General features: G+C 62.0%; 23 protein-coding genes. 18 read left to right on the plus strand and 5 right to left on the minus strand.

Going from position 1 to position 25,648, the window contains the following annotated elements; genetic code table 11:
- The first annotated feature begins 1 nt into the window (after nucleotide 1).
- From AC07O2_RS09260 to acnB, 3 genes are read left to right on the plus strand one after another with little or no spacing between them, the layout of a single operon-like run.
- Nucleotides 2-1,012, plus strand: coding sequence for an HpcH/HpaI aldolase/citrate lyase family protein (locus AC07O2_RS09260; protein WP_495075436.1), 1,011 nt, complete (start codon nucleotides 2-4; stop codon nucleotides 1,010-1,012).
- Nucleotides 1,009-1,548, plus strand: a complete 540-nt coding sequence (locus AC07O2_RS09265) for a hypothetical protein (RefSeq protein WP_495075437.1) — start codon at nucleotides 1,009-1,011, stop codon at nucleotides 1,546-1,548. The genes AC07O2_RS09260 and AC07O2_RS09265 overlap by 4 nt, the downstream gene beginning before the upstream one ends.
- A gap of 48 nt (nucleotides 1,549-1,596) precedes the next feature.
- Nucleotides 1,597-4,200: a bifunctional aconitate hydratase 2/2-methylisocitrate dehydratase gene (acnB, locus tag AC07O2_RS09270; protein WP_495075438.1), complete on the plus strand. Its 2,604-nt coding sequence runs from the start codon at nucleotides 1,597-1,599 to the stop codon at nucleotides 4,198-4,200.
- Nucleotides 4,201-4,316: 116 nt separating this feature from the next.
- On the opposite strand, the gene AC07O2_RS09275 is transcribed toward acnB, so the two are convergent.
- Nucleotides 4,317-5,666, minus strand: a complete 1,350-nt coding sequence (locus tag AC07O2_RS09275) for a Gfo/Idh/MocA family oxidoreductase (protein ID WP_495075439.1) — start codon at nucleotides 5,664-5,666, stop codon at nucleotides 4,317-4,319.
- A 207-nt stretch (nucleotides 5,667-5,873) separates the two neighbouring features.
- On the opposite strand from AC07O2_RS09275, the gene AC07O2_RS09280 reads away from it, so the two are divergent.
- The 11 genes from AC07O2_RS09280 (at nucleotide 5,874) to AC07O2_RS09330 (ending at nucleotide 17,061) form a co-directional block, all read left to right on the plus strand.
- The gene (locus tag AC07O2_RS09280; RefSeq protein WP_495075440.1) at nucleotides 5,874-6,524 is read left to right on the plus strand and encodes a TetR/AcrR family transcriptional regulator; all 651 of its coding nucleotides are present in this window, start codon (nucleotides 5,874-5,876) and stop codon (nucleotides 6,522-6,524) included.
- A 95-nt stretch (nucleotides 6,525-6,619) separates the two neighbouring features.
- Entirely contained in the window at nucleotides 6,620-7,885 is a 1,266-nt protein-coding gene (locus AC07O2_RS09285; RefSeq protein ID WP_495075441.1) for an ABC transporter substrate-binding protein, read from the plus strand.
- 72 nt (nucleotides 7,886-7,957) lie between these two features.
- Complete coding sequence (locus tag AC07O2_RS09290; RefSeq protein WP_495075442.1) at nucleotides 7,958-8,899, plus strand: carbohydrate ABC transporter permease; 942 nt, start codon at nucleotides 7,958-7,960, stop codon at nucleotides 8,897-8,899.
- Nucleotides 8,880-9,755, plus strand: coding sequence for a carbohydrate ABC transporter permease (locus AC07O2_RS09295; RefSeq protein WP_495075443.1), 876 nt, complete (start codon nucleotides 8,880-8,882; stop codon nucleotides 9,753-9,755). The genes AC07O2_RS09290 and AC07O2_RS09295 overlap by 20 nt, the downstream gene beginning before the upstream one ends.
- A complete protein-coding gene (locus AC07O2_RS09300; protein ID WP_495075444.1) occupies nucleotides 9,752-10,777 on the plus strand; it encodes a Gfo/Idh/MocA family protein in 1,026 nt (341 codons plus the stop codon). Before AC07O2_RS09295 ends, AC07O2_RS09300 begins: the two co-directional genes overlap by 4 nt.
- Nucleotides 10,777-11,889: a Gfo/Idh/MocA family protein gene (locus AC07O2_RS09305; RefSeq protein ID WP_495075445.1), complete on the plus strand. Its 1,113-nt coding sequence runs from the start codon at nucleotides 10,777-10,779 to the stop codon at nucleotides 11,887-11,889. The genes AC07O2_RS09300 and AC07O2_RS09305 overlap by 1 nt, the downstream gene beginning before the upstream one ends.
- Nucleotides 11,882-12,976 carry an ABC transporter ATP-binding protein gene (locus AC07O2_RS09310; protein ID WP_495075446.1) on the plus strand — a complete coding sequence of 365 codons (1,095 nt, stop codon included), beginning with the start codon at nucleotides 11,882-11,884 and terminating at the stop codon, nucleotides 12,974-12,976. Before AC07O2_RS09305 ends, AC07O2_RS09310 begins: the two co-directional genes overlap by 8 nt.
- 39 nt (nucleotides 12,977-13,015) lie before the next feature.
- On the plus strand, nucleotides 13,016-14,179 hold the full coding sequence (locus AC07O2_RS09315; RefSeq protein ID WP_495075447.1) for a Gfo/Idh/MocA family protein: 1,164 nt from the start codon (nucleotides 13,016-13,018) through the stop codon (nucleotides 14,177-14,179).
- A gap of 64 nt (nucleotides 14,180-14,243) precedes the next feature.
- Nucleotides 14,244-15,425, plus strand: coding sequence for a dihydrodipicolinate synthase family protein (locus AC07O2_RS09320; RefSeq protein WP_495075448.1), 1,182 nt, complete (start codon nucleotides 14,244-14,246; stop codon nucleotides 15,423-15,425).
- Nucleotides 15,426-15,428: 3 nt separating this feature from the next.
- Nucleotides 15,429-16,295 (plus strand): sugar phosphate isomerase/epimerase family protein, encoded by an 867-nt coding sequence (locus AC07O2_RS09325; RefSeq protein WP_495075449.1) that lies wholly within the window; start codon nucleotides 15,429-15,431, stop codon nucleotides 16,293-16,295.
- A gap of 106 nt (nucleotides 16,296-16,401) precedes the next feature.
- Nucleotides 16,402-17,061: a YiaD family glycine zipper/OmpA-like lipoprotein gene (locus AC07O2_RS09330; RefSeq protein ID WP_495075450.1), complete on the plus strand. Its 660-nt coding sequence runs from the start codon at nucleotides 16,402-16,404 to the stop codon at nucleotides 17,059-17,061.
- A gap of 63 nt (nucleotides 17,062-17,124) precedes the next feature.
- On the opposite strand, the gene AC07O2_RS09335 is transcribed toward AC07O2_RS09330, so the two are convergent.
- From AC07O2_RS09335 to AC07O2_RS09350, 4 genes are all read right to left on the minus strand, one after another.
- Complete coding sequence (locus AC07O2_RS09335) at nucleotides 17,125-17,427, minus strand: antibiotic biosynthesis monooxygenase family protein (RefSeq protein WP_092758090.1); 303 nt, start codon at nucleotides 17,425-17,427, stop codon at nucleotides 17,125-17,127.
- A 143-nt stretch (nucleotides 17,428-17,570) separates the two neighbouring features.
- Complete coding sequence (locus AC07O2_RS09340) at nucleotides 17,571-19,286, minus strand: PhoH family protein (protein ID WP_495075451.1); 1,716 nt, start codon at nucleotides 19,284-19,286, stop codon at nucleotides 17,571-17,573.
- A gap of 158 nt (nucleotides 19,287-19,444) precedes the next feature.
- Nucleotides 19,445-19,921 carry a peroxiredoxin gene (locus AC07O2_RS09345; RefSeq protein ID WP_490592504.1) on the minus strand — a complete coding sequence of 159 codons (477 nt, stop codon included), beginning with the start codon at nucleotides 19,919-19,921 and terminating at the stop codon, nucleotides 19,445-19,447.
- Nucleotides 19,922-20,081: 160 nt separating this feature from the next.
- Nucleotides 20,082-20,459, minus strand: coding sequence for an Mth938-like domain-containing protein (locus AC07O2_RS09350; RefSeq protein ID WP_495075452.1), 378 nt, complete (start codon nucleotides 20,457-20,459; stop codon nucleotides 20,082-20,084).
- A 140-nt stretch (nucleotides 20,460-20,599) separates the two neighbouring features.
- Here AC07O2_RS09350 and AC07O2_RS09355 point away from each other — a divergent pair, with 140 nt between their 5' ends.
- The 4 genes from AC07O2_RS09355 to AC07O2_RS09370 all read left to right on the plus strand — a co-directional run.
- Nucleotides 20,600-21,823, plus strand: coding sequence for a pyridoxal phosphate-dependent aminotransferase (locus AC07O2_RS09355; protein WP_495075453.1), 1,224 nt, complete (start codon nucleotides 20,600-20,602; stop codon nucleotides 21,821-21,823).
- 47 nt (nucleotides 21,824-21,870) lie between these two features.
- A complete protein-coding gene (locus tag AC07O2_RS09360) occupies nucleotides 21,871-23,193 on the plus strand; it encodes a homoserine dehydrogenase (protein WP_495075454.1) in 1,323 nt (440 codons plus the stop codon).
- A 33-nt stretch (nucleotides 23,194-23,226) separates the two neighbouring features.
- The gene (locus AC07O2_RS09365; RefSeq protein WP_495075455.1) at nucleotides 23,227-24,555 is read left to right on the plus strand and encodes a P-loop NTPase family protein; all 1,329 of its coding nucleotides are present in this window, start codon (nucleotides 23,227-23,229) and stop codon (nucleotides 24,553-24,555) included.
- 23 nt (nucleotides 24,556-24,578) lie between these two features.
- The coding region (locus AC07O2_RS09370) for a tetratricopeptide repeat protein (RefSeq protein ID WP_495075456.1) at nucleotides 24,579-25,648 on the plus strand (1,070 nt) is incomplete at its 3' end.

Here is a 25,648-nt window from a genome sequence, read left to right on the forward strand (position 1 = left end):
CATGCTGCATCCGCGTCAAGTTCTGCTGGGTGCCCAGGCTGCGGAGGCTTTCCTCCCGGTCTGTGACCACTACAGCGGTGTTGAAGCGCGGATGCGCAAAAGCCTGCAGTTGCAGGCCGAAATGACGGAAGAGTTCGGCGCCTGCGTTTTCGACGTGACGCTGGACTGCGAAGATGGCGCGCCCGCTGGTGGCGAGGCCGAGCATGCTGCCATGGTGGTGGAGCTGGCTTTGGCTGCACCGGCGTCTGCCCGGGTGGCGGTGCGGGTGCATGCGGTGGACCATCCGTCGTTTGCCCAGGACATGGCCCTGATTGCCGGCCAGGCCGGCCACCGCTTGTGCCACGTGATGGTGCCCAAGATCGAATCCGTGCACGATATTGACGTGGTCGAAAAGGCACTCCAGCGCACATCTTCTGTGCATGTGCCGCTACAAGTTTTGATTGAGTCTCCGGCGGCGGTACAACGCGCCTTCGAGATTGCAGCGCATCCGCGGGTGCAGTCCCTGAGTTTTGGCCTGATGGATTTTGTGTCCAGCCATGGCGGAGCCATTCCTGCGGATGCGATGGGGGTCGAGGGGCAATTTACCCATCCGCTGGTGGTGCGGGCCAAGCTGGAAATTGCATCCGCCTGCCATGCGTATGGCAAAGTGCCGTCGCATTGTGTGGTGACCGAATTCAATGACACCTGGGCGCTGCAGGCTGCAGCCCGGCGCGCGGCACAAACACTGGGTTTCACCCGAATGTGGAGCATCCATCCTGGCCAGATTCGCCCCATTCTGGAGGCGTTTTCGCCATCGGAGTCTGAAGTGGACAAAGCCGCTCGCATCATCGAGGCGGCCGTGCGTGCCGAATGGGCGCCTATTTCCTTTGCCGGGCAACTGCACGACCGCGCAAGTTATCGATATTTTTGGCAGGTACTAGAGCGCGCCCATAGAACCGGGCGCCACCTGCCTTCCGAAATGGCCGGATATTTCCAGCCATCCCACTCTCCTGTTCAATTGGAAAACGTATGAAATTAGTTCTGTCTGCGGCTGCGTGCCTGCTCTCCGTCAGTTTGGTCTGGGCGCAAGACGTGCCCAAATCCACCAAGGCTGCACCCAAGCCCACCAGCAGCCGCCAGCAGCTCAAGTCGGCGGCCAAGAATGTTGCTGCCGGTATTGAAGCCGCTGAAGCTGCCCTGACGCCTGCGGAAATGGCGATTGCCGAACGTGTGCAAGTCGGGGCTGTGCCTTGTGAGTTGGGCACCGTCGTGAACCTGGTTGCCGATCCCAAATACCCGGGTTACTTCAATGTCCAGGTCAAGTCGCTGAAGTACCGGATGTTCCCGGTGGAAACCAGCACCGGCGCGATCCGTCTGGAAGACAAGAAGGCTGGTGCCGTGTGGCTGCAGTTGGCCAACAAATCCATGCTGATGAATCAGAAACTGGGCCAGCGCCTGGCTGACGAATGCATGAGCCCCGAACAGGTGGCTGTGGCCGAGGCCTTGAAGAAGCTGCCGGCGCAAAGCATGTTTGCGCCAGCGGCACCCGTAGAGACGGCCACCAAATAAATCGAAATTTCTAGTTTTACCCCACGATTTTTGAACCAGGAGAAAACCATGTTGCAAGCCTATGCCGCCCATGTAGCTGAGCGCGCCGCCCTCGGCATTCCCCCGCTCCCCCTGTCTGCCAAGCAGACCGGCGAGTTGATCGAACTGCTGAAGAACCCACCCGCAGGCGAAGAAGCCAATCTGCTGAATCTGATCACACACCGCGTTCCAGCTGGCGTGGACGATGCCGCCAAAGTGAAGGCCAGCTACCTGGCAGCCGTGGCCCATGGCACTGAAAAATGCCCGCTGATCTCGCGTGAAAAAGCTACTGAACTGCTGGGCACCATGCTGGGCGGCTACAACATCAGCCCGATGATCGACCTGCTGGACGACTCCGCCGCCTCGGTGGCCGCGGCCGCCGCCGATGGTCTGAAGAAAACCCTGCTGATGTTCGACCAGTTTCATGACGTGCAGGAAAAGGCCGAGAAGGGCAATGCCCACGCCAAGGCTGTGCTGCAAAGCTGGGCCGATGCCGAATGGTTCACCAGCCGCCCCGAAGTGCCCAAGAGCATCACCGTCAGCATCTTCAAGGTGGCCGGCGAAATCAACACCGACGACCTGTCGCCCGCGCCCGATGCCTGGAGCCGCCCCGACATTCCGCTGCACGCTTTGGCGATGCACAAGAATGCCCGCCCCGGCATCACCCCCGAAGAGGATGGCAAGCGCGGCCCCGTGAAGTTCCTCGAAGACCTGCGCGCCAAGGGCAACCTGGTCGCCTATGTGGGCGACGTGGTGGGTACCGGCTCCAGCCGCAAGTCCGCCACCAACTCGGTGCTGTGGTTTACCGGTGAAGACATTCCATTCGTGCCGAACAAGCGTTTCGGCGGCGTCTGCCTGGGCGCCAAGATTGCCCCGATTTTCTACAACACCATGGAAGACTCCGGCGCGCTGCCGATCGAGCTGGACGTGAGCCAAATGGCCATGGGCGACGTGGTCGAACTGCTGCCCTATGAAGGCAAGGCCCTGAAAGACGGCAAGGTGATTGCCGAGTTCAAGTTGAAGAGCGAAGTGCTGTTCGACGAAGTGCGCGCCGGTGGCCGTATTCCGCTGATCATCGGCCGTGGCCTGACCGCCAAGGCGCGCGAAGCGCTGGGTCTGCCCGTCAGCACCCTGTTCCGCCTGCCGCAAAATCCGGCCGATACCAAGAAGGGTTTCACGCTGGCCCAGAAGATGGTTGGCCGCGCCTGCGGCCTGCCTGCCGGCCAGGGCGTGCGTCCGGGTACCTACTGCGAACCCAAGATGACCTCGGTCGGCTCGCAAGACACCACCGGCCCGATGACCCGCGACGAGCTGAAAGACCTGGCCTGCCTGGGCTTTAGCGCCGACCTGGTGATGCAATCCTTCTGCCACACCGCCGCTTACCCCAAGCCGGTGGACGTGAAGATGCACCACGAACTGCCCGACTTCATGAGCACCCGTGGCGGCGTGCCCCTGCGTCCCGGTGACGGCATCATCCACAGCTGGTTGAACCGCATGCTGTTGCCCGACACCGTCGGCACCGGCGGCGACAGCCACACCCGTTTCCCCATCGGCATCAGCTTCCCCGCCGGCTCCGGCCTGGTGGCGTTCGGCGCGGCCACCGGCGTGATGCCTTTGGACATGCCTGAGTCGGTGCTGGTGCGTTTCAAGGGCGAAATGCAGCCTGGCATCACCCTGCGTGACCTGGTGAACGCGATTCCGCTGTACGCCATCAAGGCCGGTCTGCTGACCGTGGCCAAGCAAGGCAAGAAGAACATCTTCTCTGGCCGCATCTTGGAAATCGAAGGTCTCCCGAACCTGAAGGTTGAGCAAGCGTTTGAATTGAGCGATGCCTCGGCCGAGCGTTCCGCTGGCGGCTGCACCGTGCACTTGAACAAAGAGCCGATCATCGAGTACATCAACAGCAACATCACCATGCTGAAGTGGATGATTGCCACCGGTTACTCCGACGTGCGCACCATCAACCGCCGCATCAAGGCGATGGAAGCCTGGCTGGCGAACCCTGAGTTGATGCACGGCGATGCCGATGCCGAATACGCTGCCGTGATCGAGATCGACCTGGCCGACATCCACGAGCCTATCGTGGCCTGCCCGAACGATCCGGACGACGTGAAGACCCTGGCCGAAGTCGAAGGCAGCAAGATCGATGAAGTCTTCATCGGCTCCTGCATGACCAACATCGGCCACTTCCGCGCAGCCTCCAAGCTGCTGGAAAACAAGCGCGACATCCCCGTCAAGCTCTGGATGGCACCGCCCACCAAGATGGACGCCAAGCAGTTGTCCGAAGAAGGCCATTACGGCGTGCTCGGCTCGGCCGGCGCGCGCATGGAAATGCCAGGCTGCAGCCTCTGCATGGGCAACCAGGCGCAGGTGAAAGAGGGCGCAACCGTGTTCTCTACCTCGACCCGCAACTTCCCGAACCGCCTGGGCAAGAACAGCAATGTCTACCTGGGTTCGGCCGAGTTGGCTGCCATCTGCTCCAAGCTGGGCCGCATCCCCACCAAGGCCGAATACATGGCCGACATGGGCGTGCTGACCAAAGACAGCGCCAAGATCTACCAGTACCTGAATTTCGACCAGGTGAAGGACTACACGGATCTGGCCGACACGGTGAAAGACACCGCCGCCGCTTAAACGGTTTGGCGAGGGAGGGTTGGTAACAGCTCTCCTGCTGATTTCGTACAAGGGCCTGCAGCTATTGTTTAGATAGCTGTAGGCCCTTGTTGTATCTGCGCTAGAGGCGTGTTTGGCTATGTAAGCTCAGACAGGCGCCGCGCCTGGGGTGGCAAGGCCACCACGTCGTTGATGTTCACCGGCAGATTGGACTGCATGGACTGCACACCGGCAATGCCCACGGCGATGGAGGCTGCACCCTGTTCGTGCCCTGCGGTGCGGCCCCAGGCGTCCGGGGCTTGCGGTGGGCCGTAAAAGTGGGCGTTCAGAATTTCGTCGGCACCGCCGTGGGCCGCGCGGATCTTCGGCATGGGCAAGATGTAGCTGCTCTGGAAGTGCGGGAATACGCGTATCCATTCGCCTTCAGCTTCGGCGCCGGGCTTCTCTTCGATCTTCCAGTTCTTCGGGCTGACGGCGCGGTTCATGTGGGTGCCGATGAACTCGTGGTATTCGATGCGGCCACGGTCGCCGTTGAAGGTCACGCGCATGCCTTCGCGCGGGCTGTAGCAGACCAGGGAGTAGGTGAGTACCTGGCCGGTGCGGTAGCGCACGTTCAGCGACATCTGGTCGGGGATGGTGATGCCGTCGCGGAACACGTTCTGGTCGCGCAGATAGCCCGAATCCGCCTCGCCCGCCAGGTACAGGCCGCGGAAGGATTCGCTTTCGTTCAGGTCCAGGTAGAAAGGGTCGTCCTTGGCTTCGGGCACGCCGGTGTAGCGCGCGTAGCGGGTCAGCTTCTCGTCGCCGCGGGCGATGGCGTTTTGCTTGCCGTAGAACACCAGGTCGCCATAGGCAAACACCTGCTGCGGAATCGCGTCCAGCCACCAGTTCACCAGGTCGAAGTGGTGCGTGCTCTTGTGCACCAGCAGGCTGCCAGAGTTTTCGATGTGCGCATGCCAGCGGCGGAAGTAATCGGCGCCGTGGTTGGTGTCCAGCAGGTACTCCAGATTCACCGAGTGGATCTTGCCGACCACGCCGCTGGCAATCAACTCCTTGACCTTGGTGCGGAACGGTGCCCAGCGGTAGTTGAAGGCCACCCGCACCCGGCGCCCGCTGGCTTTCACGGCCTCCAGAATCGCCTGGCATTTGGCAGCGTCGGTGGCCATGGGCTTTTCGGTGATCACATCACAGCCTGCACACAGAGCCCGCACGATGTATTCATGGTGGGCCGAATCCTGGGTGCAGACGAATACTTCGTCCGGCTTTTGCTCGCGCAGCATGGTGTCGAAGCGGTTGGCGGTGTAAGCCGGTACCGCGTGGTAGCCGATGTCGCCCTCCAGCAGCTTGTTGTAGTAGGCCATGCGGGCCGGACTGGTGTCGCAAATGGCCACCAGTTCATTCTGCCCGGCATAGGTGGTGACAAGGGGTTCGATAAAACTCAGGGCGCGTCCGCCGGTGCCGACAAACGCATGACGCTTTTTGCTCATGGTGCAAATGGAATGGGTTCTGAAACCACGCGGCTTCAGCGGGGTTGGTAAACCTGGGGCGTCCAGCAGCGGTCGCCTGAGGGACAAATTCGTCTGTAAATCATAGTCTTATTTAACTAAATAGTGAATAGAATCCACAGAAAGTCCTGTCTTGACACCCTGCATGCGCAGATTTTTGGCTGCTGTATTTCTTTGCACTGGAGCGCTATGACTAGCACGCAGACCCCTATAGTGGAGCCCCGTTCGCGCGACGCAGACCGCTCGCAACTGGCCATTCTGGCGGCCGCCCGAGATGAGTTTTCGCGCCATGGTTTTGCCGGTGCGCGCGTAGACCGGATCGCCGAAAACGCCCAGCTCAACAAGCGGTTGATCTACTACTACTTCACCAGCAAGGACGAGTTGTTTTTAGCGGTATTGGAGCGCACCTATGCCGATATCCGCGATGCCGAGCGCGAGCTGCATCTGCGTGATCTGGAGCCCGCCAAGGCCATCCGGCGTTTGACTGAATTCACTTGGGAATACTACATCGCCCACCCGGAATTCATCACTTTGCTGAACAGCGAGAACCTGCACCAAGCTCGGCACTTGACGCAGTCCACCCGTATCCGTGAGTTGAATTCACCCTTGGTCCAGGACCTGGGCGATATTCTGGAAAGAGGGCGGGCTGAGGGGGTCTTTCGGGGCGGTATTGATCCGGTGCAGCTCTATATTTCGATTGCCAGCTTGTCGTACTTTTACCTGTCCAACCATTACACCTTGTCGGCCATTTTTGGACGGGATCTGATGGCCACCAAGGCGCACAGTGAACGGCTGTCCCACATCTGTGATGTGGTCCTAGGGTATGTCCTGAGAGATTGACTCGCCGCAGCCATTTACAGCGGAAATGGGCGATTTCATAATTCACCAGTGAGTTAACTATTCGCGCATTCCCTGTCTTATAGGAGCTAGCGGTTATGGCACTTTTCACCCGTCGTCAATTTGGAGTCTCTGCCGCTGCGGCAACGGCCGCACTTGGTTTGAATCCTTTATTGGCGCAGGCCCAGGCGACCCGCCTGCGCTGCTTCTGGTGGGGTAACCCGGATCGCGACAAGCGCACCAAATTGCTGTTGGATACCTACAGCAAGAAGAGCGGCACCCAGATCGCGGCCGAGTCCCTGGGCTGGGGTGATTACTGGACCAAGCTGGGTACCCAGACCGCCGGCGGCAATGCGCCCGACCTGATCCAGATGGACTACCGCTATTTGTTCGAGTACGCGCGCCGCGAAACCCTGCTGCCGCTCGACAAGCTGCTGCCCCTGGCCGATTTCAGCCCGCAGGAAAAAGATGGCGGCAAGGTGGACGGCAAGCTGTATGGCGTGAACCTGGGTTCCAACTCCAAGGCCATGGTGTATGACACCGGCATGCTGGAGAAGGTCGGTGTGAAAGCCATCGACATCAACTGGACCTGGGACGACTTCGCCAAGATCAGTGGCGAGATTTCCAAGATCAACCCCGGCAAGTACTGGGGTGCCAGCGACAACAGCCGTTGGGAGCAGGGCTTCGAGCAGTGGCTGAACCAGCGCGGCAAGATGCTCTACACCGCCGAGGGCAAGGCCGCTTTCACCCGCGACGACGTAGCGGCCTGGTTCGACCTGTGGGACAAGCTGCGCAAGGCCGGGGCGATTCCACCGGCCGATGTGGGCGCCACCAACAACGGCAAGGTCGAGGAATACGAGCTGACCCGCGGCCTGGCGGCCATGAGCTTCGTCAACTCCAACCAGGTGGTGGCCTTCCAGGGCATCAACAAGAACAAGCTGGCCATCAGCGTGTTCCCGCGCTCCAAGACCGGCTCGTCCGGCCACTACATCAAGCCCTCCCAGATGATGAGCGTGTCGGCCCGCTGCAAGGCGCCGGAAGAGGCGGCCAAAGTGATCAACTTCATGGTCAACGACCCCGAGGGCGTGAAGATTCTGGGCATCGAGCGCGGCGTGCCGTGCTCTGCTGCCGCACGCGCTGCACTGGCGCCCGATCTGGATGCCCTGGGCAAGATGCAGCTCGACTATGTGGCCGCCGTCACCAAGGTCGCCGTGCCCTTGCCGCCGCCACCACCCAAAGGCGCGGGCGAGGTGGAGAACCTGCTGCGCCGGGTTGCCGATGCCGTGGCCTTCGGCCGCACCAGCATCAAGGACGGTGCCCAGCAGTTCCACACCGAAGTCGAAGGCATCCTCGCCAGGGCCTGAGGGCCACTGCATGCGGCCTAAGGGACCGCGTTACTTCCGCTTTTTTGCTGTCTAGCCTGGAAGGCAAACTACGTGTCAACCGTTGATGAAAAAACCTCCCGTGCGCGGCGAGGGCAGTCGCGTGCAGCTTGGCGCAGGGATTTGGTGGGCTATGCCTTCCTGATGCCCTGGCTGGTTGGCTTCGTCTGCTTCTCGCTCGGGCCAGTGCTGGCGTCGCTGTATCTGTCGTTCACCAAATTTGATTTGTTGCGTCCGGCCCAGTGGATAGGCGCGGACAACTATGTGCGCATGTTTACGGCGGACGCCCGGTTCTGGCAGTCGCTCAAGATCACTTTCAGCTACATGCTGATGGAGGTACCGCTCAAGCTCGCCTTCGCGCTGCTGGTGGCGGTGGTGCTGGACAAGGCGATACGCGGCGGTGCCCTGTACCGGGCGCTGTTCTACATCCCTTCGCTGCTGGGCGGCTCGGTGGCAATAGCCGTGTTGTGGCGGCAATTGTTCGAAGGCAATGGCACGCTGAACCAGATTCTGCTGTGGCTCTTCAACTACAAGGGTCCGAGCTGGATCGCCAACCCGGACACGGCCATCTACACCCTGGTGCTGCTGGCCGTGTGGCAGTTCGGCTCGCCGATGATCATCTTCCTGGCCGGCCTGCGGCAGATTCCACAGGACCTGTACGAAGCCGCCTCCATGGACGGCGCCGGCACCTGGCGCAAGTTCCGCAAGATCACCTTGCCGCTGCTGGCGCCGGTGATCTTCTTCAACATGGTGCTGCAGATCATCGAAGGCTTCAAAGCCTTCACCCCGGCTTATGTGGTGTCGGGCGGCACTGGCGGCCCTATCGACTCCACGCTGTTTTATACGCTGTACCTGTACCAGGAAGCCTTCTCCTACTTCCGCATGGGCTATGCCTCGGCGCTGGCCTGGGTGCTGCTGCTGATCATCGGCGCCTTCACCGGCATCAGTTTCCTTACCTCCAAATACTGGGTCTACTATGAAGACGATCCGCGCTAACCAAGCTCGGGGGCCGGGCGTGTTGCGCCTGCTGGCCGGGGGCTTGGCCCGCCATGCCGTGCTGATCGGCGCGACCTTTCTGATGCTGTACCCGCTGCTGTGGATGGTGGCCTCGTCGTTCAAGCCCGAATCCATCATCTTCACCGACCTGTCGATCTGGCCACACGCATTCGACTTCGGCAACTATGTGCAGGGCTGGACGGCGCTGCAGGAGAGCTTCACCGTGTTCTTCAAGAACTCGGTGCTGGTGGCGGTGCTGGTGGTGATAGGCAACACCATCTCCTGCTCGATCACCGCCTATGCGTTTGCGCGGCTGGAGTTCCGTGGTCGGCGCATCTGGTTCGTGGTGATGCTCGGCACCCTGATGTTGCCCTACCACGTGACCCTGATTCCGCAGTACGTACTGTTCCTGAAGCTGGGCTGGATCGACACCTTTCTGCCGCTGATCGTGCCCAAGTTTTTGGCCGCCGATGCGTTCTTCATCTTCCTGATGGTGCAGTTCTTCCGCGGCATTCCGCGTGAGCTGGACGAGGCCGCGGTGCTGGATGGCTGCGGCCCCTGGCGCATCTACTGGAAGATCATCATGCCGCTGTCCATGCCGGTATTGGCCACCACCGCCATCTTCTCCTTCCTCTGGACCTGGAACGACTTTCTGGGCCCGCTGGTCTACCTCAACGAGGCCAGCAACTACACCGTGCCACTGGCGTTGCGCTCGTTTGTGGACTCCACCGGCCAATCGGCCTGGGGCCAGCTGTTCGCCATGTCCGTGCTGGCCATCCTGCCGATCTTTCTGTTTTTTCTCTGCTTCCAACGCCTGATCATTGAAGGCGTTGCCCAATCTGGAATGAAACGATGACAACTAAACCATCCATACGCTTTGCCGCCATCGGCCTGAACCACAACCACATCTACGGTCAGACCCGCGCCGTGCTGGACGCCGGGGGCGAACTGGTGAGCTTCTACGCCGTCGAGGACGACCTGGCCGCCGACTATGCCAAGGCTTTTCCGCAGGCCCGCCGCGTGGCCGACCAGCGCGAAATCCTGGAAGACGCCAGCATCCAGTTGGTGGTCAGCGCCACCATTCCCGATGTGCGTGCCGCCACTGCCATCACTGTCATGCGCCATGGCAAGGATGTGATGGTCGACAAGCCCGGTGTCATCACCCTGGACGAACTGGCCGCCGTGCGCAAGGTGCAGGCCGAGACTGGCCGGATTTTCTCGGTGTGTTTTTCCGAGCGCTTCGAGAACCGTGCTACCGAGAAGGCCAGCCAGCTGGTGGCCGCTGGCGCCATCGGCCGGGTCGTGCAGACCATGGGCATGGGCCCGCATGCGCTGCGCAACAACCCTCGCCCCGACTGGTTCTTCGAGCGCAAGCGTTACGGCGGCATTCTGTGCGACATCGCGGCCCACCAATGCGACCAGTTCCTGCACTTCACCGGCTCGACGCGGGCCGAAGTCGTAGCCTCGCATATCGGCAATTTCGGCAACCCGGAGACTCCGGAGCTGGAAGACTTCGGCGAAGTGCTGCTGCGCGGCAATGGCGGCACCGGCTTCATCCGCGTGGACTGGTTCACGCCCAAAGGCTTGGGTGTCTGGGGCGACGGTCGGCTGACCATTCTGGGCACCGAGGGCTATATCGAGCTGCGCAAATACGTGGACATTGCCGGCCGCCCGGGCGGCGACCACCTGTTCCTGGTCGATGGTAAGGGCACGCAGCACATGGACTGCAAGGCCGAGGTTCTGCCCTATGGCGCGCGGCTGATCCAGGATGTGCTGAACCGTACCGAAACCGCCATGTCCCAAGCCCATTGTTTCTTGGCTACCGAGCTGGCCCTGAAGGCCGAAGCCCTGGCCACCCGTGTAGGAGGAGTTGCGTGATGGTGCAGACGCTACAAAAATTACGTGTGGCTGTGGTCGGTCTGGGTGTGGGCAAGGGCCATCTGGAGGCCTATGCCCAGATTCCCGATTTGTACGAAGTGGTGGTGGTGTGTGACCTGGATGCCGCCAAGGCCAGCGCCGCTGCCGCCGAGTTCGGCGTGCCCTGGCATACCACCCAGTTCAGCGAGCTGCTGGAAAGCGGCAAGCTGGATATCGTCGACATCTGCACGCCACCCTATACCCACCGCGCGCTGATCGAGCAGGCGCTGGCTGCCGGCCTGCATGTGGTCTGCGAGAAGCCCTTGGTGGGCTCGCTGGCCGAGGCCGATGCGATTGCTGCTGCACAAAAGGCCGCCAAGGGCACGCTGTTTCCCATCTTCCAGTACCGCTTTGGCCACGGTCTGCAAAAGCTCAAGCATCTGCAGTCCAAGGGCTTTGCGCATACGCCATTCCTGAGCACCATCGAGACCTCCTGGCGCCGCGATGCCGACTACTACGAAGTGCAGTGGCGCGGCAAATGGGCCACCGAGATGGGGGGCTGCTGCCTGACCCAGGCCCTGCATGCGCACGACATGCTGTCGTATGTGAATGGCCCGGTGAAAACTGTGTTCGCGCACCTGGCGACCCGCGTGAACCCTATCGAGGTGGAAGACTGCGCCGCCATTTCCATAGGCATGGAAAACGGCTCGGTGGCCACGCTGTCGGTCACCCTGGGTGCGGCCGAAGAGCTGTCGCGCCTGCGCTTCATGTTCTCCGACCTGACGGTGGAAAGCCGCAGTACCGAGCCGTACCGGCCGGGCAAGGACCCCTGGCATTTCCAGGGCAAGACGCCTGCGATCGATGCCGCCATCAGCGTCGCCCTGGCCGACTTTGTGCCGGCGCTGGAATCCTTCGAGGGCGAGTTCGCGCTGATCCACGCCACCGTGACCGGCGGCGCCCCCACGCCGGTGAGCTTGCATGATGCGCGCCAGTCGCTGGAGCTGATCACGGCGATCTACCACTCAGCCGAAACCGGCACCCAGGTGAGCCTGCCCATCCCGCAAGGCCACGCCAAATACAACAGCTGGGCACCCACCAGTGGCAGCTTCAACAAGGCGGCACACCATGGCTGAGCTGTCACTGCGGGGCATCATCAAACGCTATGGCAATGTGGAGATCATCCACGGTGTGGACCTCGACATCCGCGACGGCGAGTTCGTGGTCTTTGTCGGCCCCTCGGGATGTGGCAAGTCCACCTTGCTGCGCATGATCGCCGGGCTGGAAGAAATCTCCGATGGCGAGTTCTGCATCGACGGCGACCGCGTCAACGAGGTGCCAGCGGCCCAGCGCAAGATCGCCATGGTGTTCCAGTCGTATGCGCTGTACCCGCATATGAGCGTTTACGACAACCTGGCTTTCGGCCTGCAAACTGCGGGTGAGAAAAAGGACGTGATCGACCGGCGCGTGCAGCACGCTGCCAAGATGCTGAAGATCGACAGCTATCTGCAGCGCAAGCCCAAGGCCTTGTCCGGCGGCCAGCGCCAGCGGGTGGCCATAGGCCGTGCCATCGTGCGCGAACCCAAGCTGTTTCTGTTCGATGAACCCCTGTCCAATCTGGACGCCGAGTTGCGCGTGCAGATGCGCGTCGAGCTGTCCAAGCTGCATGCCGAGCTGCGCACCACCATGGTCTACGTCACCCATGACCAGGTGGAGGCCATGACCATGGCCGACCGCATCGTGGTGCTGCACGACGGCATCATCGAGCAGGCCGGCTCCCCGCTGGAGCTGTACAACCATCCGGTGAACCGTTTCGTGGCCGGCTTCATCGGCAGCCCGAAGATGAACTTCCTGGAGGGCACGGTGGCTGCACACAACGCCAACGGATTGGATGTGCGTCTGCAAGGCGGTGAGACCGTGCACCTGCCCGTGCTGGCCGCGCAGATTGCCGTTGGTGCGCCGGTCTGCGTGGGCATACGCCCCGAGCATGTGGAGCTGGCAGAGCAGGGCGGCCAGAGCACGGGCCTGGCCATGCAGGTGGTGCTGGCTGAGCAGTTGGGCGGCAACACCGTGCTGTACGGCACCCTGGGCGCTCAGCAGCCGCTGGTGGTGCAGGTGGTGGGCCAAAGCCATTACAAGCGTGGCGACACCGTGCAGGTGCATCTGCCGCCCGCGCGCTGCCACGGCTTTGCGGAAGACGGTGTGACGCTGGCCCAGCGCTAGCCCATCTATTTACCTCCTTGCCCATTGGAAGCAATAGCCATGACGACACACACCCTCGGTCTCATCATGCACGGCGTCACCGGACGCATGGGCATGAACCAGCATCTGATCCGCTCCATCGTCGCCATCCGCAAGCAGGGCGGCGTGATTCTGAGCAACGGCGACAAGGTCATGCCCGACCCCATTCTCATAGGCCGCAACGCTGAGAAGATGCAGGCCCTGGCCCAGGCCCACGGCATTGCCCGCTGGGGCACGGATCTGGACGCGGCCTTGGCGAATCCGGCCGATACCGTGTTCTTCGACGCCGGTACCACCCAGATGCGCCCAACCCTGCTGGCCAAGGCGATCCGCGCAGGCAAGCATGTGTATTGCGAGAAGCCGATTGCCACCAATTTGAATGAGGCGGTGGAGATCGCCCGCCTGGCCGAGGCCTCCGGTCTGAAGCACGGTGCGGTGCAGGACAAATTGTTTTTGCCCGGCCTGCGCAAGCTCGACATGCTGCGCCGCGCTGGCTTCTTCGGCCGTATGCTGTCGGTGCGCCTGGAGTTCGGCTACTGGGTGTTCGAGGGCGATCTACAGCCCATCCAACGCCCGAGCTGGAACTACCGTGCCGAGGACGGCGGCGGCATGATCCTGGACATGATGTGCCACTGGCGCTATGTGCTGGACAACCTGTTCGGCGAGGTCAAGTCCGTGTCGTGCATAGGCGCCACGCACATCCCCGAGCGCTGGGACGAGGCCGGCAAGCCCTATAAGGCCACGGCCGACGACGCCGCCTACGCCACGGCCGAGCTGATCGGCCACAACGGCGAGCCGGTGATCGCCCAGCTCAATATGTCGTGGGCCACGCGGGTGCGCCGCGACGACCTGGTCACCTTCCATGTCGACGGCACGCACGGCTCGGCCGTTGCCGGCCTGACCGATTGCCGCGCACAAAGCCGCGTGACCACGCCGCGCCCGGTGTGGAACCCGGACCAGAAGCAGACCATGGACTTCTTCGACCAGTGGCAGGAAGTGCCGGACTCACAGGTTTTTGATAACGGCTTCAAGATCCAGTGGGAGCACTTCATCCGCCACGTGGTGGACAACGAGCCCTACCGCTGGACCCTGCCCGAAGGCGCCAAGGGTGTGCAACTGGTCGAAGTGGCCCTGCAGTCCTGGAAGGAACGGCGCTGGGTGGATGTGCCCGCACTACACATTTGATAGCTGCTAGCGCAGGTACTACCTGCGCTAGAGCCCGATTTTCTTTAAAAGTGGTGAGATGACCATGGCCCAAACCCTTTTGCTGCCCACCGCCGGGGCGCTGCAACCCTATACCTTGCGCGGCACGGCGCCGCTGGCGTCCAGCACCCGCGTGCCGTTCAACCGCATCGCCTACTCCGCCGCCCATGTGGTGGCCGACCCGCGCGCCGCCATCGACCCCTGGCTGCAATGCGCGGTGGACTGGGACGCCACCATCGCCTACCGCCAGCGCCTGTGGTCGCTGGGCCTGGGCGTGGCCGAGGCCATGGACACGGCGCAGCGCGGCATGGGCCTGGACTGGCCGACCTCGCTGGAGTTGATCCGCCGCTCGCTGGACGCCGCCAAGGACGTGCCCGGTGCGCTGGTGGCATCCGGCTGCGGCACCGACCACCTGGTGCTGGAGGAGGTGCGCAACGTCGACCAGGTGATCGCCGCCTACGAGGAGCAGATGGCGGCCATCGAAAAGCTCGGCGGCAAGCTGATCGTCATGGCCAGCCGTGCGCTGGCCCGCGTGGCGCAAAGCCCGGCCGACTATGAGCGCGTCTACGACCGCATCCTGCGCCAGGCGCAGCAGTCGGTGGTGCTGCACTGGCTGGGCGATATGTTCGACCCGGCGCTCAAAGGCTACTGGGGTTCGCTCGATGTGGAGGTGGCCATGGATACGGCGCTGGCCGTGATCGCCGCGCACCCGGACAAGGTCGATGGCATCAAGATTTCGCTGCTCGACAAGGACAAGGAAATCGCCATGCGCAGGCGCCTGCCCGCCGGAGTCCGCATGTACACAGGCGACGATTTCAACTACGCCGAGCTGATCGCCGGCGACGGCTTCGGCAGCGAAGTGACGCACGGCCAGAGCGATGCGCTGCTGGGCATCTTCGATGCCATCGCGCCCGCAGCCAGCACCGCGCTCAGCGCCTTGGCGCAGGGCGACAGCGCGCAGTTCCACGCCATCCTGGGCCCGACGGTGCCGCTGTCGCGCCACATCTTTGCCGCGCCCACACGCTACTACAAGACCGGCGTGGTCTTCATGGCCTGGCTGAACGGACATCAGAGCCACTTCACCATGGTCGGCGGCCAGCAGAGCACGCGTTCGCTGGCGCATTTCGCCGAGCTGTTCCGCTTGGCCGATGCGGCGAATCTGCTGGAGCAGCCGGACCTGGCGGTGCACCGCATGCGCACCTTGCTGGCATTGCATGGAGTCGAATAAGCCATGCGCGACTTCTCCCAAGACCACCGCTGGCTGTCCCTCAACACGGCCACCGTGCGCAAGCAGTGGAAGCTGGACCGCATCATCGAAGAATGCGCGCGCCGCGACATCCGCGCCATCAGCCCCTGGCGCGACCAGGTGGCGGCCGTGGGGCTGGAGAAAGTGGCGCGGCAGCTGCGCGACACCGGCATCGTGCTTTCCGGCTACTGCCGCGGCGGCTTCTTCCCGGCCGCCGACGCTGCCGGCCACCAGGCTGCGCTGCTGGACAACCGCCAAGCCATCGACGAGGCCAAAACCCTGGGCGCGCCCTGCGTGGTGTTGGTGGTCGGCAGCCTGCCCGGCGCGCTGACCGGCAAGCCGGCCTATACCGACATTGCCCGCGCCCGCACCGAGGTGTTTGACGGCATCGCCGCTGCGCTGGAATACGCGCGCCAGGTCGGCATGCCCTTGGCCATCGAGCCGCTGCACCCCATGCAGGCGGCCGAGCGCGCCTGCGTCAACACGCTGGAGCATGCGCTGGATATCTGCGACGCACTGGACCCGCAGCAGACCGGTGCACTCGGCGTGGCGCTGGACATCTACCACGTGTGGTGGGATCCGAAGCTGCAGCAGCAGATTGCCCGCGCCGGCGCGGCTCGGCTGCTGGCCTACCATGTGTGCGACTGGCTGCTGCCCACGCGCGACCTGTTGAACGACCGCGGCATGATGGGCGACGGCGTTGTGGAACTGAAGAAGATCCGTGGCTGGGTGGAAGCGGCAGGCTACCAGGGCTATAGCGAGGTCGAGATATTCTCCGACCTCGACTGGTGGCAGCGCCCCGGCGAAGAGGTGCTGAATACCTGCGTCAGCCGCCACCGTAGAGCTGTGTAGGCAAATATCCCGTTCACATCCAGTAGCCATTTTTCTGGCGTATAACCAAGACGCACTGTCAACGAACAGTCACTTATTACGTTGTTGAACTACTACTGAAAAACGGATGGATACCATGGCACACACCTTCTTTTCCCTGCGCGCACCTGTGATTGCTTGCACCATTGCCGCCCTGGCTTTGGGCGGCTGCGCAAACATGAGCGAAACCCAAAAAGGGACTGGTATTGGCGCAGGTATTGGCGCAGTCGCCGGTGCCTTGATCGGCGGCAATAAAACCGGCGCGGCCGTGGGCGGCGCGGTCGGCGCGCTCGGCGGCTATGTCTGGTCCAAGCACATGCAGGACAAGAAGGCCGCGATGGAGCAGGCCACCGCCGGCACCGGCGTGGCGGTGACGCAAACCGCGGACAACCAGCTCAAGCTGAATATCCCCAGCGATATTTCGTTTGACACCGGCCGTGCCGATATCAAGCCAAACCTGCGCCCCATCCTCGACCAGTTTGCCAACGGCCTGCAGAACCAGCCGAATACCGAGGTGCGCATCATTGGCCACACCGATAACACCGGCTCCGACGCCGTCAACAACCCGCTGTCCTTGCGCCGCGCCGAAAGCGCGCGTGACTACCTGAGCGCGCGCGGTGTGGATTCGCGCCGTGTGGCGGTGGCCGGCCGTGGCGAGTACGAGCCCATCGCCGACAACAGCAGCGATGCCGGCCGGGCCCGCAACCGCCGCGTCGAGATCTACCTGGCTGAACGCGCGCAGCAGTAAATCTCTCCCATAAAAAAGGCCCGTGGAACCAATGGTTCCACGGGCCTTTTTACGTCTGCTGTCCTAGTCCGACTTGGTCACCAAGTCGAAGTGCTCCACTACCGGTGGGCTAGCAAAGAACGGCCCGACGATGGCACGCCATTCGGCGAAGGCCGGGCTTTCGCGGAAGCCGACGTTGTGGGCTTCTACCGACGTCCAGAAGATCTGCAGCACATAGCGCTCGGGGCTTTCAATGCCCTTGTTCACCTTGTAGCCCTTGCATTCAGCGTTCTTGCTGATGACGGTTTGCAGGCCACGTGTGATGGCTTCGTCAAATGCGGCCTGCTCGCCGGGGCGGATACGGATATCGGCAATTTCTAAAATCATAGAGATCTCGGTTAATGGTTTAGTCAATAGCGACGGCACAGATGCTCCGGCCCAGAGATACCGCGGAACCGGCTCTGCCGGGCCGCCGGTATCGCCCCCTGCAAGGGGGTTGGCGAAGACACGCAGTGCGTAGCCTGGGGGTGTTACAAGACCTCGCTGGCGAAGTCGGCCAGGCGCGAACGCTCGCCGCGCGCCAGCATGATGTGGCCGCTATGCGGCCAGCCTTTGAACTTGTCCACCGCGAACGTCAGGCCGGATGAGCCTTCGGTCAGGTACGGCGTGTCGATCTGCTGCAGGTTGCCCATGCAGATGATCTTGGTGCCGGGGCCGGCGCGGGTGATCAGCGTTTTCATCTGCTTGGGCGTCAGGTTCTGTGCCTCGTCGATGATCACGTACTTGTTCAGAAAGGTGCGGCCGCGCATGAAGTTCATGCTCTTGATCTTGATGCGCGAACGGATCAGCTCGTTGGTTGCCGAGCGGCCCCATTCGCCTGCGCTGGTCTCGGTTTTGGCCAGCACTTCCAGGTTGTCGTCCAGTGCGCCCATCCAGGGGCCCATTTTTTCTTCTTCGGTGCCGGGCAGGAAGCCGATGTCTTCACCCACGCTGACCGTGGCCCGCGTCATGATGATCTCGGTGTAGCGGCGTTCGTCCAGCACCTGGGTCAGGCCGGCGGCCAAGGCCATCAAGGTCTTGCCGGTGCCGGCGTTGCCAGTCAGGGTGACGAAGTCGACTTCGGGGTCGAGCAGCAGGTTCATTGCGAAATTTTGTTCGCGGTTGCGGGTGGTCACACCCCACACGGCGTGCTTGAGGTGGTTGTAGTCTTTCAACGTCTTCAACACCGCAGTCTTGGCGCGGATTTCGGTCACGCGCGCATACAGGCTGGGCTCGCCCGGGGCTTCGAAGTAGACGAACTGGTTGACCATCATCTCGGGCACGATGGGGCCGGAGATGCGGTAGAAAGTGTGCAGGCCTTGCTGCCAGCTTTCCACGGTTTTGCCATGCTTGCTCCAGAAATCGGCCGGCAGGGCCAGTGCGCCCGAGTAGAGGAACTCGCCGTCTTCCAGCGCCTTGTCGTTCTGGTAATCCTCGGCGGCCAGGCCCAGTGCGCGGGCCTTGACGCGCATATTGATGTCCTTGGACACCAGTACGACTTCGCGGCCGGGATGCAGCGGGCGCAGCGCCTCGACCACGCCCAGGATCTGGTTGTCGGCCTTGCCCTGGGGCAGGCTGGACGGCAGTGTGTAGTCCAGCGTCTGGGTCTGGAAGAACAGCTTGCCGCCGGCTTCAGGGTGTCCGGTGGCATCCAGCTTCAGTCCGATGCCGATGTCGCCACCATTGCTGCCGGCCAGGGCGTCCAGCGAGCGGCTGGTCTGGCGTGCGTTGCGGGCGACTTCGGTCATGCCCTTTTTGTTGCTGTCCAGCTCTTCCAGCACGATCATGGGCAGGAAGATGTCGTGCTCTTCGAAGCGGAACAGGCACATCGGATCGTGCATCAGCACATTCGTGTCCAGTACGAACAGCTTGGCCGGCCCCGTGCTCTTGGGGGGCTTGCGCTTGGCAGCGGGTTCTTGCAGCAGGGCCACGCCACGGTTGCGTGCAGGGGCTGCGCGGTCTGCCGCTGGTGCGGGTCTGCTGGGTTCGGCCGCGGGGCTGGATTTGTCGCGCTGGGTGGGCAGGCGCTGCTCCACCGGTTCCATCGCCACATTGCGGGCTTGGGGTTTTTCGTCTACGGGGCCGGCATTGGCGCTGGCTTTAGGTGCCCGGCTGGTCCCCGATTTTTTGACGGGCTTGGCGACCACGTCATAGGCTTCACGGGCCAGGGTGGCGGCGCGCTTGGTGGGGGCGGGTGGCAATGGCATAGGGCGTGGGGCTCGCTAAAAAGAAGGATCAAAAAGCGAAAAAGCCGCCAGGAGGCCCGGGCGGCTTTTGAGGGGGAAGCGCGTTCGAATTCACCAAAAACATGAATTCATTATGCATGAGCTGCGTGGCATTTTGGTGCCGTGCAGCAATGACGGCTTTAAACGGCTTTCTTCAGGTCCTTGACGGCTTGCAGCACGTCGTCCACATGGCCGGGTACTTTCAGGCCGCGCCATTCGTTTTTCAGTACGCCGTCGGCGCCGATCAGAAAGGTGCTGCGCTCGATGCCCTTGACCTTTTTGCCGTACATGATCTTGTTCTTGACCACGCCAAACATATGGCACATCTTTTCTTCGGTGTCGGCGATCAGTTCAAACGGCAGTTCGAGCTTGGTCTTGAACTCGTCGTGCGACTTCATGTTGTCGCGCGACACACCGAACACCGTGGCGCCGGCCTTTACAAATTCTTTATGCTTGTCGCGGAACTGCATGGCCTCCGTGGTGCACCCAGGGGTGTTATCTTTGGGGTAAAAATACAGGACGACAACTTTACCGAGATGGGTGGTGTTGGAGACCTTTACGCCACCCGTGGCGTTGGCTTCGAATTCGGGGATAGGTTTATTGACAACGATCGCCATAGTGCTTGGGGTCTCTTGTGACGGGATGTGGTCGTTGAAAGCTGAAAGTGGCTTGGAAAGATGCGATCACATGCTTGACCAAGATACCGCGGCTGACCAATCTGCTGTGAAGGTTATTACGCAGCTGCAACCTTCGATTTTACCCTGAAAACCCAGAGGCTCACGGCGCAGGCTCAAGTATCAGGGCTGCCACGACGTGGCGACCTTCCTGGGCCAGGATGTTGTAGGTGCGGCAGGCGGCCTGTGTATCCATGGTCTCCAGGCCTATGCGCCGGGCCATCAGTTCCTTCATCCAGACCGGTTTGGGAAAGCGGATGCGGCTGCCGCTGCCAAAGATCACCAGCTCGGGCTGCAGCGCGGCGAGTTGTGCGAAGTGCTCCTCCGTCAGGTCCTCAAAGCGTGCGCAATTCCATACCAGGCGCTCACCGTGCGAGCCCAGCACCACGCTGTGTTCCACTTTGTCGGTGTTGATGCCCACCCAGCCAGGCCCGTAGCCGGTGATGGATTGGACGTCGAATTTATCGGGTTGGATCTTCATGGGGCGGCGTGCCTGGGTTGGATGTTGCCAGGCCCTGGAACGAGGCGGCAAATGTGGTCCAATTATAGGTTTCCATCCTTGCAGGCTGTCCGGGAGCAGGCGGCTTGCGTATTTGCCCATTAAGCGCCCACTAGGCCACCATGAAGACCATCCAAAAATCCACCAAGCTGGCCAATGTGCTGTACGACATTCGCGGGCCGATCATGGACGCAGCGCGCCAGATGGAGGACGAAGGCCAAAAGATCATCAAGCTCAATATCGGCAATCTGGCGGTTTTTGGCTTCGACGCGCCGGAAGAGATCCAGCAGGACATGATCCGCAATCTGCCCAATTCGGCGGGCTATTCGGACAGCAAGGGCATTTTTGGCGCGCGCAAGGCGGTCATGCACTACACCCAGCAGCAAGGCATTGCGGGCGTGACGCTGGACGACATCTACTTGGGCAACGGCGCCAGTGAGCTCATCACCATGGCGACCAACACCTTGCTGGACAACGGCGACGAGCTGTTGCTGCCCATGCCCGACTATCCGCTGTGGACGGCCGCGACCAGCCTGTCCGGCGGCACGCCGGTGCATTACCTGTGCGACGAGGCCAACAACTGGATGCCCAATCTGGACGACATCCGCGCCAAGATCACGCCGCGCACCAAGGGCATCGTGGTAATCAACCCCAACAACCCCACGGGCGTGGTGTACACCGACGCGCTGCTGCTGGAGATCGTCGCCATCGCCCGCGAGCATGGCCTGGTGATCCTGGCCGACGAGGTCTACGACAAGGTGCTGTACGACGGCGTCAAGCACACGGCGATGGGCAGCCTGTCGACCGACGTGCTGACCCTGACCTTCAATTCGCTGTCCAAAAGCTACCGCTCCTGCGGCTACCGCGCGGGCTGGATGGTGGTGTCGGGCAACAAAAAGGTGGCCACCGACTACATCGAGGGCCTGAACATGCTCTCCAACATGAAGCTGTGCTCCAACGTGCCCGGCCAGTGGGCCATCCAGACCGCCCTGGGCGGCTACCAGAGCATCAACGACCTGGTCTGCGAAGGCGGCCGTCTGCGCCGCCAGCGCGACCTGGCCTACGAGCTGATCACCGCCATTCCGGGCGTCACCTGCGTCAAGCCACAAGCGGCGCTGTACATGTTTCCCCGGCTGGACCCGGCGGTCTACCCGATCGCCGACGACCGCCAATTCTTCCTGGAACTGCTGCGCGAAACCCGCGTCATGCTGGTGCAGGGCACCGGATTCAACTGGCAGCAACCGGACCACTTCCGCATTGTCTTCCTGCCTCACGAAGACGACCTGCGCGAAGCCATTGGCCGCGTTGCCAAATTTCTTGAAAGCTATCGTAAACGTAGCGCCTAGCGCACGTACTACCTGCGCTATCGGCACTTTTTACTTAAATATCTGTTATGAAACCCATCCAAGTAGGCATCCTCGGCATCGGCACTGTCGGCAGCGGCGTGTTCAACGTATTGCAGCGCAACCAGGAAGAAATCAAGCGCCGGGCCGGCCGTGGCATTGAGGTCACCATGGTGTCGCGCCGCAACGTGGCCGAGGCCCAAGCCCTGGTGGGCGACCGTGCCCAGGTGGTGGCCGATGCGCGCGCCATCATCGCCAACCCCGACATCGACATCGTGGTCGAGCTGATCGGCGGCTACACCCTGGCCAAAGAGCTGGTGCTGGAAGCCATTGCCGCCGGCAAACACGTGGTCACCGCCAACAAGGCCTTGCTGGCCGTGCACGGCACCGAGATCTTCGCTGCAGCCCACGCCAAGGGCGTGATGGTGGCCTTCGAAGCCGCCGTCGCCGGTGGCATCCCCATCATCAAGGCGCTGCGCGAAGGCCTGACCGCCAACAGCATCCAGTGGGTGGCCGGCATCATCAACGGCACGACCAACTTCATCCTCAGCGAAATGCGCGACAAGGGCCTGGACTTTGCCGTGGTGCTCAAAGAAGCCCAGCGCCTGGGCTATGCCGAGGCCGACCCCACCTTCGACATCGAAGGCGTGGACGCCGCGCACAAGCTGACCCTGATGTCGGCCATCGCTTTCGGCATCCCGGTGCAGTTCGACAAGGCCTATGTTGAAGGCATCACCCAACTGGGCTCGCAAGACATCAAGTACGCAGAGCAGCTCGGTTACCGCATCAAATTGTTGGGCATCACCAAGCGCACGCCGCAGGGCGTGGAGCTGCGCGTGCACCCCAGCCTGGTGCCGGCCAAGCGTCTGATCGCCAATGTCGAAGGCGCGATGAACGCGGTGGTGGTGCAGGGCGATGCCGTCGGCACCACGCTGTACTACGGCAAGGGCGCGGGCAGCGAACCCACCGCCAGCGCGGTGATCGCCGACCTGGTGGACATCACCCGCCTGCACACCGCCGACCCAACGAACCGCGTGCCGCACCTGGCCTTCCAGCCCGATGCCATGAGCGATCTGCAAGTGCTGCCCATGGGCGACGTGGTCACCAGCTACTACCTGCGCCTGCGCGTAGCCGACCAGGCCGGCGTGCTGGCCACCGTCACCGGTTTGCTCGCATCGTCCGACATCAGCATCGACGCGGTGCTGCAACGCGAGGCCGATGAAATCGGCGGCGAGGGTGCGACCCAGACCGACGTGATCATCCTGACCCACGACTGCACCGAGTCGCGCATGAACGCCGCCCTGGCCCAGATGCAGGCATTGCCCACCGTGCTGGCACCGATCACCCGGATTCGTAAGGAAGAGCTGGCCTGATCTGAGGGCTAAACTGGTGAAAATTGGAACCCTATGACACAAACCTTTTCCTCTGATGAACTGACTAAATTCATCCAGGCGGTACAAAGCACCGAGCCTTTGGATGTCGGCTTGCCTGCGGAAAAGAGTTTGTATGTCGAACACTTGCAAGGCGAGCGCGATGCACTGGGGCGTCTCAAGCGCGAGATAGAAATCCGCACCGGGGATGGCGTGTATCTTTTTACTGGCCAAATTGGCAGCGGCAAAAGCACAGAGTTGCTGCGTTTGAAATCTGAATTGCAGGGAAGTAAATGCAAGGTTTACTACTGTGATCTGGAGGATTGGCTTAACCTGAATGCGCCTATTGATCTGGCCAGCATGCTGCTTGCTCTGGTTGCTTCGTGGGTAGAGACGGTAGGAAGCATCGCTGGCAAGCGTACCCCCATGCAGCGGTTGACTGACTTTTTGACCCGCACCAACATCGAGTTGACTGGTATTCAGATTGGAACGGACATTGCACCGGTCAAGGCCCAGCTGCAGTTGGCTCTGAAGACCGACGCGGGTTTCAGGAAGCAACTGGAAGACACGCTTAAATCCAATGTCGGCAGCTTTGTAAACCAGGCCCACCACTTCGTTGCGGAACTGGTGGCGGATATCTGTGCCCACGACGAGAAATGCGTGCTGATCGCCGACTCGCTGGAGAAGATCCGTGGTTATGGCGACGAGGCTGACAAGGTCTACGAAACCGTGCAGCGCTTGTTTCTCAGCGAAGGCCGGGCTTTGCGCTTGCCCTCTGTGCATGTCGTGTACTCGGTATCTCCTTTTCTACTGGTTCAGAACCCACAGCTGCCCGGCATTCTGGGGCAGGGCGTGGTGGTCAATATGCCGTCGGTCCACGTGTTCCAGAAACGCAGCAACGACCTGGACCCGCGCGGTGTGCATCAGATGACAGCGCTGGTTGAAAGGCGTTTCCCCGCTTGGCAGAAATTTATCTCACCAGATTTACTGCAAACACTGATCCGTGACTCTGGCGGTGATTTGCGCGACTACTTGCGTGCCATCAAGGTCGTGCTGCTGGAGCGAGAGGCGGACCCCGCAACAGAGCAAAGCGAACTGCTGGAGGTGGTGCGCAGCCAGATCAGCCCACCCCGCATTCTGCCCAGCGCCATCATTGGTTGGATGGCCCGCCTGGAGCGTAGCCACGAACCCGAGTTGGATGAAAAGGTGGATAGCGCGGTATTCCAGCGGTATCTGGCCACCAAGCATGTGTTGGCGTATCTCAATGGTGACGCCTGGTATGCCATCCATCCGCTATTGCGCGATTGGGTGCTGGGCCGACCCGAGGCGCAGCCTGCCGTTGCGGCGCCTGCGGCTGGTAGCTGACGCACGGCGCACCTCCAGCGCATATGAATCCTAGCCTGGCGCACTTTCAATTGCTGCGCAGGCTGCGTCAGCTGCTGCGCCACCACGACAACGGTGCCAGCGTCGTGTACCTGTGGAGCGACTATGCACAGGCTAGCGATTGGCTGTTTGCAGAGTTGGACGCGCATCTGCGCAGCCGCTCCCTGTATCTTGAGAACCTGGTGCCCACCAGCTCGGAGTCGTTACCTGGAGCTTTGCTGCAAAAAGTCTTTGCCACTGGCAATCCGGCGTTGGAGCGGTATTGCTGGCTACGCGTCAGCGACCCGTCACTTGAATGGGATGCGTACCGCGACGCCTTGCTGGCACGCCTGAACGAAAACCGCGCTGTATTGACCCGTAACCAGGTGTTTCTGTTCGTGGTGTTGCCTGCGGCCTATGAAGCACGGGCCGCAGCTATTGCACCAGACCTATGGTCGGTACGCAGTGCCAGCCACCTTGTATCGCCGTGGCTGGGGGGCGATGCAGACCGTGTTGCGCGTGGTGCCGACAGTGCCAGGGGCTTGCCCATGGCCACAGCGCCTGCCAGTGCATCCACCCTGCAACCCGTGCTACAGCGTTGGCAGCACCAGTGGGAGACATGGGACCGCAGTGGCACGCAAGAACTCTCCCCCAATCTGGCCTGGCAATTGGTGGACCAATTGCTGGAGCGGCGGGAACTCGTGGCTGCGCAGTCTGTGGCAGGCCAGGCATTGGAAATCAGCCGGGAAAAGATGGGATTGTTGGGCGATGCCCCTGAAGCCATGCGCGACCTGAGCGTGTCTTTGGACAAGGTGGGCGATGTGGCGCGGGAGCTGGGCCAGTTGGACCAGGCGCGCAGTGCCTACCAAGAGAGCCTGGACATTAGCCGCCAGCTGTTGCAGCGCACGGGGGATGCGCCGCAAAGCCTGCGCGACCTGAGCGTGTCTTTGGACAATGTGGGCAATGTGGCGCGGGAGCTGGGCCAGCTGGAGCAGGCGCGCAGCGCCTACCAGGAGAGCCTGGACATTAGCCGCCAGCTGTTGCAGCGCACGGGGGATACGCCGCAAAGCCTGCGCGACCTGAGCGTGTCTTTGGA

The sequence above is a fragment of the Rhodoferax sp. GW821-FHT10B06 genome (assembly GCF_059415605.1).

Bases quoted from the DNA above. Each gene is read 5' to 3' on its own strand.
- AC07O2_RS09295 (WP_495075443.1), top strand. From the start codon at position 8,880: ATGAAGACGATCCGCGCTAACCAAGCTCGGGGGCCGGGCGTGTTGCGC.
- AC07O2_RS09285 (WP_495075441.1), top strand. From the start codon at position 6,620: ATGGCACTTTTCACCCGTCGTCAATTTGGAGTCTCTGCCGCTGCGGCA.
- AC07O2_RS09265 (WP_495075437.1), top strand. From the start codon at position 1,009: ATGAAATTAGTTCTGTCTGCGGCTGCGTGCCTGCTCTCCGTCAGTTTG.
- AC07O2_RS09280 (WP_495075440.1), top strand. From the start codon at position 5,874: ATGACTAGCACGCAGACCCCTATAGTGGAGCCCCGTTCGCGCGACGCA.
- AC07O2_RS09335 (WP_092758090.1), bottom strand. From the start codon at position 17,427: ATGATTTTAGAAATTGCCGATATCCGTATCCGCCCCGGCGAGCAGGCC.
- AC07O2_RS09330 (WP_495075450.1), top strand. From the start codon at position 16,402: ATGGATACCATGGCACACACCTTCTTTTCCCTGCGCGCACCTGTGATT.
- AC07O2_RS09305 (WP_495075445.1), top strand. From the start codon at position 10,777: ATGGTGCAGACGCTACAAAAATTACGTGTGGCTGTGGTCGGTCTGGGT.
- AC07O2_RS09275 (WP_495075439.1), bottom strand. From the start codon at position 5,666: ATGAGCAAAAAGCGTCATGCGTTTGTCGGCACCGGCGGACGCGCCCTG.
- AC07O2_RS09260 (WP_495075436.1), top strand. From the start codon at position 2: ATGCTGCATCCGCGTCAAGTTCTGCTGGGTGCCCAGGCTGCGGAGGCT.
- AC07O2_RS09320 (WP_495075448.1), top strand. From the start codon at position 14,244: ATGGCCCAAACCCTTTTGCTGCCCACCGCCGGGGCGCTGCAACCCTAT.
- AC07O2_RS09340 (WP_495075451.1), bottom strand. From the start codon at position 19,286: ATGCCATTGCCACCCGCCCCCACCAAGCGCGCCGCCACCCTGGCCCGT.
- acnB (WP_495075438.1), top strand. From the start codon at position 1,597: ATGTTGCAAGCCTATGCCGCCCATGTAGCTGAGCGCGCCGCCCTCGGC.
- AC07O2_RS09360 (WP_495075454.1), top strand. From the start codon at position 21,871: ATGAAACCCATCCAAGTAGGCATCCTCGGCATCGGCACTGTCGGCAGC.
- AC07O2_RS09315 (WP_495075447.1), top strand. From the start codon at position 13,016: ATGACGACACACACCCTCGGTCTCATCATGCACGGCGTCACCGGACGC.
- AC07O2_RS09355 (WP_495075453.1), top strand. From the start codon at position 20,600: ATGAAGACCATCCAAAAATCCACCAAGCTGGCCAATGTGCTGTACGAC.
- AC07O2_RS09345 (WP_490592504.1), bottom strand. From the start codon at position 19,921: ATGGCGATCGTTGTCAATAAACCTATCCCCGAATTCGAAGCCAACGCC.
- AC07O2_RS09325 (WP_495075449.1), top strand. From the start codon at position 15,429: ATGCGCGACTTCTCCCAAGACCACCGCTGGCTGTCCCTCAACACGGCC.
- AC07O2_RS09310 (WP_495075446.1), top strand. From the start codon at position 11,882: ATGGCTGAGCTGTCACTGCGGGGCATCATCAAACGCTATGGCAATGTG.
- AC07O2_RS09300 (WP_495075444.1), top strand. From the start codon at position 9,752: ATGACAACTAAACCATCCATACGCTTTGCCGCCATCGGCCTGAACCAC.
- AC07O2_RS09365 (WP_495075455.1), top strand. From the start codon at position 23,227: ATGACACAAACCTTTTCCTCTGATGAACTGACTAAATTCATCCAGGCG.
- AC07O2_RS09350 (WP_495075452.1), bottom strand. From the start codon at position 20,459: ATGAAGATCCAACCCGATAAATTCGACGTCCAATCCATCACCGGCTAC.